General features: G+C 67.1%; 14 protein-coding genes. 1 reads left to right on the top strand and 13 read right to left on the bottom strand.

Going from position 1 to position 15,155, the window contains the following annotated elements; translation table 11 throughout:
• Positions 1-7: 7 nt before the first annotated feature.
• The 13 genes from CFB39_RS08190 to gbpA all read right to left on the bottom strand — a co-directional run bounded on the left by CFB39_RS08190 (position 8) and on the right by gbpA (position 11,646).
• Positions 8-547: a type II secretion system protein gene (locus CFB39_RS08190; protein ID WP_089472689.1), complete on the bottom strand. Its 540-nt coding sequence runs from the start codon at positions 545-547 to the stop codon at positions 8-10.
• Positions 534-929, bottom strand: a complete 396-nt coding sequence (locus CFB39_RS08185; protein WP_089425255.1) for a type II secretion system protein — start codon at positions 927-929, stop codon at positions 534-536. The genes CFB39_RS08190 and CFB39_RS08185 overlap by 14 nt, the downstream gene beginning before the upstream one ends.
• Positions 904-1,392, bottom strand: a complete 489-nt coding sequence (locus CFB39_RS08180; protein ID WP_089472688.1) for a prepilin-type N-terminal cleavage/methylation domain-containing protein — start codon at positions 1,390-1,392, stop codon at positions 904-906. The genes CFB39_RS08185 and CFB39_RS08180 overlap by 26 nt, the downstream gene beginning before the upstream one ends.
• Entirely contained in the window at positions 1,389-3,770 is a 2,382-nt protein-coding gene (locus tag CFB39_RS08175; protein ID WP_089472687.1) for a secretin N-terminal domain-containing protein, read from the bottom strand. The genes CFB39_RS08180 and CFB39_RS08175 overlap by 4 nt, the downstream gene beginning before the upstream one ends.
• A gap of 31 nt (positions 3,771-3,801) precedes the next feature.
• The gene (locus tag CFB39_RS08170) at positions 3,802-4,278 is read right to left on the bottom strand and encodes a hypothetical protein (RefSeq protein ID WP_244115240.1); all 477 of its coding nucleotides are present in this window, start codon (positions 4,276-4,278) and stop codon (positions 3,802-3,804) included.
• Positions 4,278-4,832 (bottom strand): hypothetical protein, encoded by a 555-nt coding sequence (locus tag CFB39_RS08165; protein WP_089472685.1) that lies wholly within the window; start codon positions 4,830-4,832, stop codon positions 4,278-4,280. The genes CFB39_RS08170 and CFB39_RS08165 overlap by 1 nt, the downstream gene beginning before the upstream one ends.
• Complete coding sequence (locus CFB39_RS08160) at positions 4,829-5,359, bottom strand: hypothetical protein (protein ID WP_089472684.1); 531 nt, start codon at positions 5,357-5,359, stop codon at positions 4,829-4,831. The genes CFB39_RS08165 and CFB39_RS08160 overlap by 4 nt, the downstream gene beginning before the upstream one ends.
• Positions 5,356-6,126: a hypothetical protein gene (locus CFB39_RS08155; protein WP_256991368.1), complete on the bottom strand. Its 771-nt coding sequence runs from the start codon at positions 6,124-6,126 to the stop codon at positions 5,356-5,358. The genes CFB39_RS08160 and CFB39_RS08155 overlap by 4 nt, the downstream gene beginning before the upstream one ends.
• Positions 6,107-7,741, bottom strand: coding sequence for a GspE/PulE family protein (locus tag CFB39_RS08150; RefSeq protein ID WP_089472683.1), 1,635 nt, complete (start codon positions 7,739-7,741; stop codon positions 6,107-6,109). The genes CFB39_RS08155 and CFB39_RS08150 overlap by 20 nt, the downstream gene beginning before the upstream one ends.
• Before the next feature lie 54 nt (positions 7,742-7,795).
• Entirely contained in the window at positions 7,796-8,980 is a 1,185-nt protein-coding gene (locus CFB39_RS08145) for a type II secretion system F family protein (protein WP_089473247.1), read from the bottom strand.
• Positions 8,977-9,498: a lytic transglycosylase domain-containing protein gene (locus tag CFB39_RS08140; protein WP_089472682.1), complete on the bottom strand. Its 522-nt coding sequence runs from the start codon at positions 9,496-9,498 to the stop codon at positions 8,977-8,979. The genes CFB39_RS08145 and CFB39_RS08140 overlap by 4 nt, the downstream gene beginning before the upstream one ends.
• On the bottom strand, positions 9,473-9,913 hold the full coding sequence (gene gspG, locus CFB39_RS08135; protein WP_089425248.1) for a type II secretion system major pseudopilin GspG: 441 nt from the start codon (positions 9,911-9,913) through the stop codon (positions 9,473-9,475). Before gspG ends, CFB39_RS08140 begins: the two co-directional genes overlap by 26 nt.
• A gap of 272 nt (positions 9,914-10,185) precedes the next feature.
• Positions 10,186-11,646, bottom strand: coding sequence for an N-acetylglucosamine-binding protein GbpA (gene gbpA / locus CFB39_RS08130; protein ID WP_089472681.1), 1,461 nt, complete (start codon positions 11,644-11,646; stop codon positions 10,186-10,188).
• Positions 11,647-11,954: 308 nt separating this feature from the next.
• Between gbpA and CFB39_RS08125 the strand changes: the two genes are divergently transcribed.
• The gene (locus tag CFB39_RS08125; RefSeq protein ID WP_089472680.1) at positions 11,955-14,954 is read left to right on the top strand and encodes a glycosyl hydrolase family 18 protein; all 3,000 of its coding nucleotides are present in this window, start codon (positions 11,955-11,957) and stop codon (positions 14,952-14,954) included.
• Positions 14,955-15,155: the final 201 nt, after the last annotated feature.

The raw sequence follows: 15,155 nt of genomic DNA, 5'->3' as shown, positions 1-15,155 counted from the left end.
TCCAGTCTCAAGATGCCGCCCCGCCCTCGGGCCCGTTCGCCACTCCGTCGGCCGGAGCGGGCGGCAAGTAAACAAAAGCCCATTCGCCATAGGCGTCGCTGTCGCCGAACGTATCGTACCGCGCAGGGAAGCCCTGGCGCTTCAGCGGCTGCCCCGGCGCCTCGCTGAACACGCCCATGATGCCGCCGTCCGGCGCCTTCACGAGCCCCCACTGCGTCGACCCGGTCAGCGGATCGGCGTACAGGCGCCGCAAGTGACGCTGCGTCGGCAGCGCGCGGCGGTCCTCGAGCAATACGTCGAGCGACTCCGGATAGCGGCTGCCTCCCGCCGCATTGTAGTAGCTTGCGATCGCCGCGCGATACTGGTCGCCGACAAACAGCAACTGCGCCTCGCGATCGCGCTGCTGCACCGTCTGCCAGATGCGCGCGGCCTGCGTCATGCCGAGCCCCAACGCCGCGACGAGCATCAGCACGCCGAGATACGCGATGCCGCGCTGCCCGCGCGGGCCGCGGCATCGGCCGCCACGCCGCCGGTTACCATGTCCCATATGCGCTCCCGTCGAGCGCACGCCCTTTCGCGCCGCTCTTCACGTCCGCGACGCCGCCCCGGTCGCCGGCCTGCGGTTGCCAGGAGCCGCGCTTGCCCGTGACCGGGTCGAGCGGGATCTCGCGCAGATAGCGCTTGTCGACCAGCACCTCGAGCGTGTCGGGATCGCGGCCGTGATCCGCCCGATAGTCGTCGATCGACTGGCGCAGCGTGTTCAGGTTGTGGCGCAGCACCGTTTCCTTCGCGCGATCGCTCTGCTTCAGGTAGCCGGGGGCGACGAACGCGGTGAGCGACGCGATGATCGCCATCACGACGAGCAGTTCGATCAGCGTGAAGCCCGCGGTGCGGCGTGCACGCTTACCACTGGTTGTACGGGACGCCATTGAGGCTCTCCTTGCGGTTGGTCGAGCGAATGTCGAACACGTCCTCGCCGGACGAGAACGCATCGGGGTCGCTCGCATAGCTGCGCGTTTCCCAGGTGTCCTCCGGCGCCTTGCCCTCGCATTCGCACATCGGATCGGCGGGGATCTTGCGCAGGAAGTACAGTCTCGCGCCGTCCGGCGATTTCTTGTCCTCGACGCCGTCGACGAGCGCGTGCAGGTCGGGCGGATAGCCGCTCGCGTCGACACTGCGCTCGATGCGCCCGTCATCGGCCGCCGCCTTGTACGCGTCGAGCGCCGAGCGGATCACCACCAGCGCACGGCGCAGTTCGGCCTCGTCCGAGCGGCGCTTGACCAGGTCGGTCAGCGGCAGCGCGACGGTCGCGAGCAACGCGAGCAGCGTCAACGCCACCAGCAGCTCGATCAGCGTGAAACCGCGCGCGCGCGCACGTCGACGGATGCTCATGCGAAGCCCCGTGCGCGCGACGGCAGCACCGGCGCGTCGGCATACCGCACCGGCGCCGGTTCGCGCTCGCCCGTCAAACGCGCGACGAGCGCCTGGAGCGAGCCGATCAGCGAGCGTACCGCGGCGGTGATGCGATGCTCACCGCGTGCCTGCGGCTCGGCGAGCGCCGCGCGCGGCGCAGCGGCATCGGCCACGGTCACCGGCGCAACGGCGCGCACGACGGCGGGCGATTGCACCGCCTGCGGAGCCGCGTCGACGTCACCCTGCGCGGCGACGACTTCCGCACGCGGGCCGGCAGCCGGTGCCGCTGCAGCGACGGCGCGTGTGATCTCGCCGCGCGGCGCGGCCGCACGGCTCGGTGCGACCGGAGCCGCTACGGTCTTGATCGCCGCAGCCGGTTGCCGACCGGCATCCGCACGCGTACGCATCATCCCGGTGCCGCGCGCGCCGTGCTCGGCCGCCGGGCTCGTCGCGTCGCCCTGCTCGGCCTGCGCCGGCGCTTGCGGTTCCGCGTCGGCGTTGGCCGGTTCGGCGCCCACATCGTTGGCCGCGGGCTTCGACGGCTCGATCGGCGCGTTCAGGTCCGGGCCGTCCGACGACGTCATCCGCGCCGGCACGGCGCGTGCCGACTCGAGCGTCAGCGCTTCGGTGGTCACGCGCGACTCGGTGCCCGACAGGAACGTCGTCACCGCCGACGTCGGCAGGTCGAGATTGCGTTCGATATGCGGCGTGATCAGCAGCACGATCTCCGAACGCTCGCTGCTGCGGCCGTTCGAGCCGAACAGCCGGCCGAGCACCGGCAGGCCCGACATGCCCGGCAGCCCCGCGATGCTTTCACTTTCATTGCGCTTCACCAGGCCGGCCAGGATCTGCGTTTCGCCGTTCTTCGCGGTCATCAGCGTCTCCGCGTTGCGCGTCCCGAGCGAATAGGCGACGAGCCCGGTCTTCGTGGTTTCCTTCGACAGGATGCTGCTGACCTCCATGTTCACCTTGACGCTCACCTCCTCGTTCAGACTGATACGCGGCTCGACCTTCAGCATCAGGCCCACGTCCTGGTAGCTGACCGATTCGGTGACGACGCCGTTCGCATTGGTGGTCGTGACGATCGGCACACGCTCGCCGATCTTGATGTTGGCCTTCTCCATGTTGCGCACGCGGATCTTCGGATTCGCGATCGTCTTGGTCTTGCCCTGCTTCTGCAACATGTCGATCGCGAGCGCGAGCCCGCCCGATTCGCTCGACACGCCGACGCGATCGCGATTCAGGCGCAGCAGGTCGCCGAGCGTCAGTGCGCCGCCTTCCACGCTGCCCAGCGCGTTGAACTGGACCTTGCCGGGATATTGCACGCCCAGATCGAGGCTGTCGTTCATGTTGACTTCCAGCACCTGTACGTCGAGCGTCACTTCCGATTGCGGGATATCGAGGCCCATCACGACGCGCTCCGCGACCTGGATCGTCTCCGGCGTGTCGCGCATGACGACCGCGTTCACGCGCTCGTCCACGTAGACGTCCTTCGGCTTGATCATCTGGCGCAGCGCGGCCATCACCGACTTCGCGTCCGCGTGCGACAGGAAGAACGTGCGAATCGCGAACTCCGTATAGGTGCGCGCCTTGTCCGGCTGCGACGGGTAGACGAGCAGCGTGTGCTTGTCGAGCACCTTCTTCTCGAGCTGGTTGGTGCGCAGCAGCAGGTTGATCGCGTCCTCGGCGGTCGTGCGCTCCGCGAACAGCGTCGCGGCCTGGCTGGTATCCACGTCGCGGTCGAACACGAAGTTCACGCCGGACACGCGCGAAATCACGTCGAAGATGTTCATCAACGGCTGCTGCTTGAAGTTGAGCGACACCGGCTTGCGCAGCGCGTCGGCCAGTTGCGGGCGCACCGTGCGACCGGCCTGCGATTGATTCAGCAGCGTATCGCGCAGGCGCTTCGCGTCCGCATGGTTCGGCTGCTCGGCGAGAATCCGCCGCACGATCTCGAGCGCTTCCTGCGGCTTCTCGCCGCCGATGCGCTGCGCGCGAGCGAGGTCGACCGACATCTGCTGGCGGCGCTTGACCTGCTCGAGCGACTGGCTGGCCTTGAAGTTGCCCGGCTCCTCGCGCAGCACGTTGTTCAGGTGGTCGATCGCGGCGGCATGGTTGCCCTGCGCGACCTGGCGGTCGGCTGCCTTCAGCTCGGCGCGCACATACTCCTGCCGGCTGCCCTCGACGGCGGTGGTGAGGGCGATGTCGTCGGGCGCGGCCTGCTTCTGCTGCTGCAGCGTGCTGAGGCGCTCGGCGGGTGTCGTGGCGGCGGCAGGCGCGGCGTTGAACGGGGTACTCGCGCATCCTGTCAGCGCGAGCGCCGAGATCAGGAGCAAAAGACTGAGTTTACGTTTCATGATGATGTTCGGAACAGGTTCAAATCGGGGTTCATGGAGTCGGGACGGGCGGCGACAGCTCGATATCGCTGCCGCCACGGGTCACGATCACCGCGCCCTGTTTGCCCAGTTTCTTCAGCCGGTAGCCTTCGGCGATCTCGCCGCCCGGCAGTACCGCGTCACGCACGCCGCAACGCGATTCGCACAGCAGGAAAGTCTTGCCCGCGCCGTCCAGCACGACGATGCGATGACCGTTCTCGCGCCACTCGCCGGCAATGTCGAACGGCGCCGACGCAACCGGTGGCGCGTCGATCGGCGTGTCGAGCGGCGGCATGTCGGGCTCGGGCGCCGCGTCGGGCGGCGGCTCGGCGTCGGTCGCCGTCTCCGCGCCGAGCGATGCCCAGCTCTGCGCGGGAAAAAGGTCGACGACCGGCGCCAGCTCGTGCGTCTCGTTCGCCGCGCTGCCGCCGGCGACGCACGCGGCAGCCAGCGCGAGCGCGGCCGCGATCGGGATCAGGGGCGCGCGCATCATGCATCCGGCCCCAGCAGGCTGACCCGCAGGTCGGCGATCACGTCGGGACTGTCGATCCGCTCGCGCTCGACCGACAGTCCCTCGATGCGTACCATCGGCTGCTGCGTAATCTCGCGGATCGCTTCGCGCAGCCCGACATAGCTGCCGGACAGCGCGACGTTGATCGTGAGCCGGCGCAGCTTGCCCTGCACCTCGACTTCGCGGCGATAGGTCGCGTGCTTGCGCTCCATGCCGTGCTGGGACAGGATCTGGAAGATCGAGTACGCCTGCTCGGTGCTGCGCAGTTGCTGCACCTGCTGCAGCGTCATGCCGCCGGGACCGGCCTTCTGGCCCGGCTTCGGCAGCGCGGCCAGCGCCTTCGTCCGCGCGTCGCGATCGGCTTCGAGCTGCTCGGCGCCCGGCTGCAGGTAGCACGCGTGCACGCCGATCAGCGCCACGACGAGCCCCCCTGCCACCAGCCCCGGCATGCCCAGCTTGCGGGACGCCGCGTAGGCGCCCCAGCGCAGCCGCTCGGCGAGCGCGGTCATGTCGATTGATTTCAGGTTCGTCATGGGTGTTCGATGTTCAGGCTGAAATAGAAAATGTTCTTGCCGTCCTCGGCTTTCGTCCGGTGCTGCATCAGGCGGACCTTGCGGTCGGGGTGGCGGTCCTTCAGGCGGTCGACGAACATGTAGATGTGCGACAGATGCGCGGCACCGCCTTCGAGGCGCGCTTCCTGTCCGGCCTTGTCGACCGTCAGCAGCTTCAGCGCGATCTGCGGCGTCCACGCCTGCTCGATCCAGTCGACCACCGCCGGTCCCGCGCCGGTCGCACTCGTGCGCTGCTGGTCGAGCACGCGCGCGATGCGGCGCTCCTCCGCCGTCATGTTCTTCTGCCGGCGCTGCTCGCGCTCGATCGCGCGCTGGCGCTGGTCGATGCGGCTTTCGATGCTGTCGACCTCGTCGCGCAACTGCTCGACGTTGGACCACTCGCTCGCGACGAACGCGCCGGTCAGCAGCGCGCAGCACAGCGCGACGGCCGCCCACGGCGTGACACGCGTGCGAGGCGCCGCGAAATCCAGTTCATTCAGGCGTTTCATGCCGGCTCCTCCTGCGTGGGCACGGCCTGGCCCATGTCGTCGTCGAGCAACGTGACGCCCTCGGCGGCCGCGCTCGGCAGCGTGCCGTCGAGCGCGCTCGCGAAGGCCGCGCCGGCCAGCGGCTGTCCGGCCATCAACGCCGCGGCTGCGAACCAGTCGTCAAGACGGCTGCCCCCCGCGCGCGGCAGCGTGACCACGTCGGCCCACTCGCCCGCACGACGGAACACGCACGTGACGATGCGCGGCTGCAGCAATGCATAGCGGTAGTCGTCGCCGCCCAGGTGCTTCGCATGCGTGGCGAGCGCCACCGACAGCGCGTCGCGCACGCTGACGAGCCGCCAGCCGGCTGCGCGGCACGTCTCGTCGAGCGACACCAGCAACGTGTCGCAAGCCGCCACCGCGAGCTGCGCGCGGCCGCGCCGCCCGCCTTCGAGGCGAATCCGCAGCGCGCCGCGCTGCGCACGGGCAGCGAACAGCGCGCGCGCATAACCGTCCCACGCGGCGTCCGACACCAGCCCGTCCTGCCAGGGCAGCACGACGCCATGCGTCCACGGATGCCCCGCGACGACGTGCACGCGGTTCAGCATCGGCAGGCGCGCCTTCGGCAGGTCGCCGAGCACCTGCGCCAGCGCTTCGGCGGGCGCGCCGTCGTGCGCGACGACGATCCGCGGCTCGCCGGCGCGCCGTGCGCGCCAGTCGCCGCTCGCCCATACGCGCAGACGGTCGGCGTCGAGCACCGCGAACACGTTATTCCACGGCGATCGCACGCTGCACCTCCTGAAACGTCGTCAGTCGCGCGCGAATCGCGGCGAGGCCCGCATCGCGCATCGACTGGTAGTCGGCGTTGTCCGCGAGCGCCTGCGCGCGCTTCTCGATCGAACGCTCGAGCAACGCGGCCTTCATCGCCGCGTCGAGCGTCAGCACTTCGGCGAGGCCGATCCGGCCGTGATAACCGGTGCCCCGGCAGGTTTCGCAACCCTCGCCGGGCGTGACCACGTGCTTCAGGTCGTCGAGCGACGCACCCGCCAGATCGGCACCATCGGCCGCCGCGCCGCCGCAGCTTTCGCAAATGCGCCGCACCAGCCGCTGCGACACGACGCCGTTCAGCGCCTCGAGAAACGTCGACGGCTCGACGCCCATGTAGATGAAACGGTCGATCACGCTGAAGCCGTCGTTCGCGTGCACCGTCGACAGCACGCGGTGGCCCGTGAGCGCCGATTGCACCGCGATCGACGCGGTCTCCTCGTCGCGAATCTCGCCGACCATCACCGTGTCCGGATCGTGCCGCAGGATCGCGCGCAGCCCGCGTGCGAAGGTGAGCCCCTTGCGCTCGTTGACGGGGATCTGCAGCACGCCCTTCAGTTCGTATTCGACAGGGTCCTCGATCGTGATGATCTTGTCGTCGCCGGTGTTGACTTCCGACAGCACCGCATACAGCGTCGTCGACTTGCCGCTGCCGGTCGGCCCCGTCACGAGCATCAGCCCGTACGGCCGGTGCGCGAGCGCACGCACGCGCCGGGCCGTCTGCGCGTCGAAGCCGAGCACGTCGAGGCTCACGCTGTCGCCGCGCTGCGACTTGTCGAGCACGCGCATCACCGCGTTCTCGCCATAGGTGCCGGGAATGATGGACACGCGGAAATCGATCTCGCGGCCCTGCATCACGACCTTGAAGCGGCCGTCCTGCGGCACGCGCTTTTCCGCGATGTCGAGCGCCGCCAGCACCTTGAGACGCGACAGCGTCTGCGCGGCCGTCTCGAGCCCCGGGATGTGACGGATCGACTGCAGCACGCCGTCGATCCGGTAGCGGATCGCGAGGCCGTCGGGTACCGCTTCGAGGTGGATGTCGCTCGCGCGGCTCTGCAGCGCGTCGTAGAGGGTTGTATTGACGAGCCGGATGATCGGGCTTTCGTCCTTCGCGATGCTCGCGAGCGAGATCGACTCGATCGCCTGCGCGAGCGAATCGCCCTGCGCGTCGATGGTCACATCGTCCATCAGACGCTCGTTCGACTCGACGTCGCCGAGCAGCCGCTCGACCTCGCCCGGCACGCTCATCGCCATCTGCACCGGCTGTGCACCAAAGCGCGCGAGCAGTTCGTCGCGCACCTGGCGCGCGAACGGATCGGCCAGGACGACGCAGGCCGCGCCGTCGCGCTCGATCGGCAGCACGCGCCAGGTCAGCGCATCGTGCAGCGGCAGCAGGTCGAAGCGCGTCGGCGCCGCCTGCAGCGTCTGCGCGTCGACCGCGTCGACGCCGAGGCAGGCCGCCACTTCGGCGAGCACCGATGCGTCGCCGCTCAGCAGGCCGTCGACGTATTGCGCGAAGCCAACGCCGGATGCCTCCGATTCCGACTGCCAGCGTTGAGCGATGTGTTCCGTTTTCATTCAGTTTTCTCCTGTTGGTCAGCGGGATCGCGAGAGCCGGGTCGGCCCGGATCGCTATCCGACGCTGCCGGCCAATTCGAAGATCGGCATGTAGAGCAGCAGGACCACCGCGCCCACCGTCGCGCCCACCGCCAGCATCAGCACCGGTTCGAAGACCTTGCTGAGCATCTCGATCGCGCGGTCGAGCGCGCCGTCATGAAACTGCGCGATGTGTTCGCACATCCCGCCCAGGTCGCCGCTCTGTTCGCCGACGCGCAACAGCCGTTCGGCAACCGACGTCGTCAGTGCATGCGCGGCGAGCACGGCGGCGACCGGACGCCCTGCGCGCATGTCGGTCAGGGCCGCCGCCAGCCGCCCGCGGAAATGCTCGGGCAACACCTTGCCGGACAGCTCCAGCGCGACGATCACCGGCGTGCCGCCCGCGATCAGCAGGCCCACGGTCCGGTAGAACCGCGTGAGTGCGAACAGCGCGCAGATGTCGCGCACTTTCGGCGCGCGCCACATCAGCCGCTGCGCGGCGCGCTTGACGGCCGCCGAGCGCACCGCCAGCCCCATGCCGACGAACGACGCCACGACCGCCAGCCCGACCGCCATGCCGTTCTCGCGCAGCAGGGTCGCCCACCAGAGCATCGCCTGCGCGGTCGCCGGCAGCGTGGCCAGCGACTCGAACACCACCGCGAAGCGCGGAATCACGAAGAACGCCATGAACAGCAGGATCGCGATACCCACGCCGATCACGACGACCGGATAGATCAGCGCGCCGGTGACGCGCTTGCGAACCTGTTCGATTCGCACTTCGTACTGTTGGTAGCGCTTCAGCACGACCGGCAACTGGCCGCTGCCCTCCGACGATTCGATCGTCGCGACGAGCAGCGGCGGAAAGATCGCCGGTTGCTGCGCCAGCGCCTTCGACAACGGCTGCCCTTCGACCATCACCGCGAGAATCCGGTCGATCACGTGTTTCGCGTCCTTGCCCGAATCCGCCTTGTCGCGCAGCGCTTCGAGCGCCTCGATCAGCACGAGGCCCGCATCGAGCAGCGTCGACAACTCCTGCAGGAACAGCGTCAGCGCAAACTTCGGCGCCGCGCGGCGACGCCCGAAGCCCGCCTCGCGCCGGATCTCGACCACGACCCAGCCCTGTGCCGCGAGCCGCGCACGCACCTCCGTCTCGCTCGCCCCTTCGGCCGTCTGCTGCGAGACCTTGCCGTCGGCAAGCACCCGTACCCGAAACGTGTTCATCGCGACGTCCTCCGCCATTCGTCGAGTTTCGCGAGGCTCGCTTCACGATCGCTCGTCAGCACCCGGTATTCCTTCCAGACCTTGGTCGCGTAGGCCTTGCGGGCCGGCTCGCGCTTCGGCGAAGACCCGGCGTTGTACGCACCGACCGCGTTCCAGGTATAGCCGTGCCGATCGATGAAATCGGCGAGAATCGATGCGCCGGTGGCAATCGACGTGCACGGCTCGTCGATCAGCCGCCTGTGCGTCACGCCGACCTTGACCAGACGCGGCAGATGCGTGCTGTTGATCTGCATGAGCCCGATGTCGTAGGTGCCGTTCCGGTTCCAGTTCATCGCGCGCGGATTCATCGACGATTCCACTTTCGCGATCGCGACGAGCAGCAGCGGATCGATGCCATGCTGCTCGCCTGCCCAGGTCCAGCAATCCCTGGCAGCGACGCCGGAGGTGCCGGCGGCGAACAGCGCCACCGCGGCCACCCAGCGACGCAGGCCCTTACATGCCGTAGACGAGGTCTGCATCGAGACCACTCCCGCCAACCCGACCGTCGCGCCCGAGCGATACGATCTCCGCTTCGCCGTCGCGGCCCGGCACGTTCCACTGGTACACGCGGCCCCAGCCGTCCTTCGGCACGGCCTTCGCGAGATACGGGCCGTTCCAGCCGTCGGTGCCCTGCGGCGCCGCGACCAGTGCGTCGAGCCCTTCGTCAGCCGTCGGATAGCGGCCCATGTCGAGCCGGAATTGCGAGACCGCGTCGCCCAGCGTCTTCATCTGCGCTTCCGTCGACTTGACCTTCGCCTTGTCGACCTGCGAGAAGAGCTTCGGTCCGACATAGCCGGCCAGCAGCGCAATGATCAGCAGCACGACCAGCAGCTCCAGCAGGGTGAAGCCCTTCTGGCCCCGTCGTTTCGTCCATTTCAGATAGTTCGGTTTCACGTCGTATGCCCTCGGTAGAGATCCCGGCGCGGCATCGCGGCCGGAGGCCGTCGTGTCGCAGACGGCAGGTGAATCGCGCTTTCGCTGATGCGTATTCGATTGAAGGAAAGCGCCGATCGATGACGTCATTTTCCCGGGGGGCGCCCTGCGCCACCACCTTCCTCAACGAAATATCAATAAGGTTTTCAAGGTGCGGGGCGGTACGCGCCGACACCAAAAGAAAAGCCGCACGCATTGCTGCGTGCGGCTCGTCTCAACGCCCGTTCAGGTCGTTACTTGGCGCAGGCGCCCAGGTCCTTCCACACCTTGCCGGTGTGGTCCGCACCCGTCGAGGCCGGGCTGCCCGGAACCTCGTTCTGCGTCCACCAGCGCGCCTCGTACGTGCGGCCGTTGTGCTGCACCTTCGCGCCGCCCGTGTAGGCCGTGCCCTGCTTCCACTCGGCCTGGCATTGCGCGCCTTCACCGCCGCCCGCGTCGCCGGTCAGCTTGAACGTGGTGGTTTCCTGCTTCAGCGTGCCGCCTTCGATCTGCGACGTCGCCACGGCCGTGTGCTGGCCGGCCTTCGCGTTCGCGATGTCGACGCTCACGTCGCCCTGCATGCGCATCGTCGACGACTTCGAGCCGACCAGCGAATTCGACGCGTCATAGACCTTCACGTTGACGTTCGTGTCCTTCGCGTGATTGAACTTCAGGAAGAACTTCGCGGTCGCCTTGCCGTTCTGGATCTTGAATTCACCGTTGTTCGAGATGCTGAAGCCTTCGTCGAGCCCGCTTTCCGGCTGGTGATCGATCGTCGTCTCGGTGCGCACGATGCCGCTGCCCTTCTTCGAGAACACGTCGTTCTTGCCGAGCGACGGCTCGATGCGACCGTCGCGCTCGACGCCGGCCATCAGGTTCGCCGACTGCACGCGGTTGATTTCCTTCGCGAGCAGCATCGGCCACATGTTGCGTTCGCCCTGCTGCGCGGAGCCGATCGTCACCGTGGTCTTCATCGACGGCACTTCGCCGCTCGACTTGAACACGCGGTTCGTGACCTTGTCGCCGGCCTTCAGGTCCATGATCGGCGCGATGCTGCCGACATTCGACCACGAGGGCTTGCCCGGATCGGTCGCGCCGCCGTCGTCGGTGATGTTCAGGTCGGCGACGTTGTAGAACATGCCGGCCGTATCGCCGACGTGCCACGTCGTCAGCATCACGTGATGCCCCTTCTTGTCCGCCGGAATCGTACAGTTGTGCGGGCCGATCTCGTCGGCTTTCTTCATCCCGCCGTCGACCGTGCAGAACGGGTTCAGGTCGAACTGGTCGCGCGTGAGCTTCGCGTTCGGATTCCAGCCCTGCTTCGTCAGGTAGTACTTGAATTCCTTCGTCACGTGCGCCGCGGTGAACGTCCACTTGAACTTCTGCGCGCCCGGCTTGATGCTGGTCTGCTTCCAGCGATCGACCGACTGCTCGTTGAGTTCGCTGAACTGCGTCACGCCGCCGCTCGCGATTTCGCCGTCCTTCGGGCCGGCTGCCGGGAAGCCTTGCTTGCCTTCGATACTTTGCGGCTCATAGGCAACCGAGCCGCAGTTGAAGTTTTCGATCTTCCCCGACTTCGCGCTGCACAGCAGGCCGCGCGACGGCGGCTCGGACAGGTAGCCATGCGCGAATGCGGCCTGGGCGAAGAACATCGACGCGCAGGCAACGAGCGGCGACAGGGTAAAGAGGGTCTTTTTCGCAGTTCGGGTTCTCATCTGATTTCGTTTGGTTGAAAGTTGGTCAGGGTTGGCTTCGTTCGACGGATCGCGTTCGAACGTCCGGAATGGCGTGACGCATGTTCTGCTGACGAAACGCTGAGTGAAGTATCGGCAAGCGTCTTTCGATCGAGAATCTTCCTCAACGATCTCTAAACGATTCCCTGCCGAGTCATCCGCAGTCCTGACATAGGCATGTCCCGCGCTGACCGGCCCGCGTTTAGATTGCATTGAGATTCGTTGCCGCCCCGCCATCCACGAAGAAAAATGCGCTGGCATTCGCGACACTTTTTTCAACACCAGGATGGATGGCTATCAAATTGAATTCGAAGAAACCGACTCTTGATCTCGTGGTTCGACGCCGCTCGCTGCGCCGCACGCACATCGCCTATGCGGCACTCGCCGCGGCCAGCGCACTCAGCTTTGCCAACGCCGCATTCGCCGCACCCGGCAAACCCAGCCTCAAACAGTACGAAATCACCTCGCAGCCGCACGGCTTCGTCGAAATCGACATGCAGAAGGCAGGCGTCGCGCCGTACAAGGACATCGTCAAGCTGAACAAGAAGGTCGACGTACCGCTGCCGTTCGACATCTGGAGCAACGGCACCGCGGTGAAGGCGGTCGCGCTGGTCGACGGCGTCGTCGACGCCACGTCCGAAGTGAAGATGACGCCCGGCGGCACCCAGAGCGGCCAGGTGGTCGCGAACGTGAAGACGCCCGGCGTGAAGAAGATGCAGGTGCGCGTGATCGACGCGAACGGCGCGGCGACCGACAGCGCCCCGCTCGACGTGGTCGTGTTCGACACGATTCCGGAGCTCGCCGACGACCTGCCGAACAACGCGAGCAAGAACCACAAGCCGTACGCGAACACGTCCGGCTCGGTGGTCGGCACGTACTTCGCGACCTGGTCGATCTACGACCGCAAGTTCAACGTCGACAACGTGCCGGTCGAGAACCTCACGCACATGCTGTACGGCTTCATCCCGATCTGCGGCGGCGCGGACGTGAACGCCTCGCTCGCGAAGGACCTGCCGGGCTCGTTCAACACGCTTCAGCAGAGCTGCAAGGGCCTGCCCGACTTCAGCGTCGCGATCCACGACACCTACGGTGAAATGGCCAAGGCATTGCCGGGCCAGACCGCGAACTCGAAGCTCAAGGGCGTGCTCGGCCAGATGATGGCCGCGAAGAAACGCAACCCGAACATGAAGATCCTGCCGTCGATCGGCGGCTGGACGCTGTCCGATCCGTTCTTCAAGTTGCATGACCCGGCGAAGCGCAAGGTGTTCGTCGACTCGACCGAGCAGCTGCTGCGCACGTGGAAGTTCTTCGACGGTGTCGACATCGACTGGGAATTCCCCGGCGGCAAGGGCGTGAACCCGTCGCTCGGCGATCCGGTGAAGGACGGCCCGCTGTACGTGACGCTGATGAAGGAACTGCGGCAGATGCTCGACAAGCTGTCGCAGGAAACCGGCCGGACGTACGAACTGACGTCGGCGATCGGCGCGGGCAAGGACAAGATCGACGTGGTGAACTACAAGGAAGCCACGAAGTACATGGACTACATCTTCGACATGACGTACGACTTCTACGGTGCGTTCAGCCTGAAGGAACTCGGCCACCAGACCGCGCTGTATGCCCCGGGCTGGAAGCCGGACACCGCGTACACGACGCACAATTCGATCAAGGCGCTGCTCGCGCAGGGCGTCGATCCGAAGAAGCTCGTGGTCGGCGCAGCGGCCTACGCCCGCGGCTGGACCGGCGTACACGGCTATGCCGACGGCAATCCGTTCACCGGCACGGCGACGGGTGCGCACAAGGGTCAGTGGGAGCCGGGCATCCTCGACTACAAGAAACTCAAGGCGGAGATGATCGGGCCGAACAACGCCGGCATCAACGGCTACGAGTACCACTACGACCAGACGGCCGAAGCACCGTACGTATTCAACAAGAGCACCGGCGAGCTCCTCACCTTCGACGACGAGCGCTCCGTTCTCGCGAAGGGCGACTACGTGCGCGCACACCAGCTGGGCGGCCTGTTCTCGTGGGAAATCGACTCGGACAACGGCGACATCCTGAATGCGATGCACAAGGGCCTCGGCCACGGCAATGAAGGCGGCGGCGCGGAAAACCATCCGCCGATCGCGAACGCCGGAGCCCCCATGACCGTCACCGGGCCGGCGATGGTGACGCTCGACGCGTCGAAGTCGCGCGATCCGGACGGCGACAAGCTGACCTACAAGTGGGAACAGGTCGCCGGCACGCCGCTGCAGCTCGCCAACGCGACGAGCGCGAAGGCAAGCGTCGACATTCCATCGGTCAAGCAGGACACGAAGTACACGTTCCGCGTGACGGTCACCGATCCGGCCGGCCTGAAGGACAGCGCGCAAGTCGTCGTGACCGCCAAGGCCGACACGGCCGTGGAACCGCCGCCGGCGGAAAACCGCCCGCCGGTCGCGCAACTCGGCGGCCCGGCAACGGCTCAGGCCGGCCAGGCTGTCGTGCTGTCGGCCGAGAAATCGACCGATCCGGACGGCGACAAGCTGAGCTTCAAGTGGAACGTCCCGACCGGCATCCAGGCGACGCCGGCCGGCGCGAAGCTGAACTTCAACGCGCCCACGCTCGCGAAGGACCAGTCGTTCACGTTCTCGGTCACGGTCAGCGACGGCAAGCTGTCGAGCACCGCGAAGCACACCGTCCTCGTGAAGGCCAAGGATGCGGGCGGCGGTAACGGCGGCGAAGGCGGCGGCAACGGCGGCAACGGTGGCGGCGAAGGCGGCAAGTACCCGGCGTACAAGGCCGGTACGCAGTACAACGCCGGCGACATCGTGTCGAACCTCGGCAAGCTTTACCAGTGCAAGCCGTTCCCGAACAGCGGCTGGTGCTCGGGCGCGCCGACGGCGTATGAGCCGGGCAAGGGCTTCGCGTGGAACGACGCGTGGACGCTCTACGGTAACGACGGCGGTAACGGCGGCGGCGGTAACGGCGGCGAAGGCGGCGGCGGCGAAGGCGGCGGTGGCGAAAGCGGCGGTGGTAACGGTGGTAACGGTGGTAACGGTGGTAACGGTGGTAACGGTGGTAACGGTGGCAACGGCGGCAACGGCGGCGGCGAAGGTGGCGGCAGCGGTGGCAACCACCCGCAGTACAAGGAAGGCACGAAGTACAACGCGGGCGACATCGTTTCCAATTACGGCAAGCTGTTCCGTTGCAAGCCGTTCCCGTACACCAACTGGTGCTCGATGGCAGCCTGGGCGTACGAGCCGGGCAAGGGCACCGCGTGGGACCAGGCATGGGATGAACACAAGGAGTAATGCCCGGTCCGACCGGCGGCGCCATCGCGGCGCCCCGGTCAATCCGAACCCGCGTCTTCCGACGCACAACGGCTGATGCCGATATCGCCCTCGCCTCGCGCGAGGGCGTTTTCGTTTGGGTTTAGGTTGGCGGATTGGCATCCGCAACGCTGCGGACGGTTGTGAAGGTGCGGGCGATGCACAAGGAATGCGCGGACCGCA

Origin of the sequence: Burkholderia sp. AU6039 (genome assembly GCF_002223365.1) — a bacterium.
Classification (GTDB): domain Bacteria; phylum Pseudomonadota; class Gammaproteobacteria; order Burkholderiales; family Burkholderiaceae; genus Burkholderia.
Note: the sequence above shows the minus strand (reverse complement) of the source record. Positions and strands in the feature narration are given on the sequence as shown.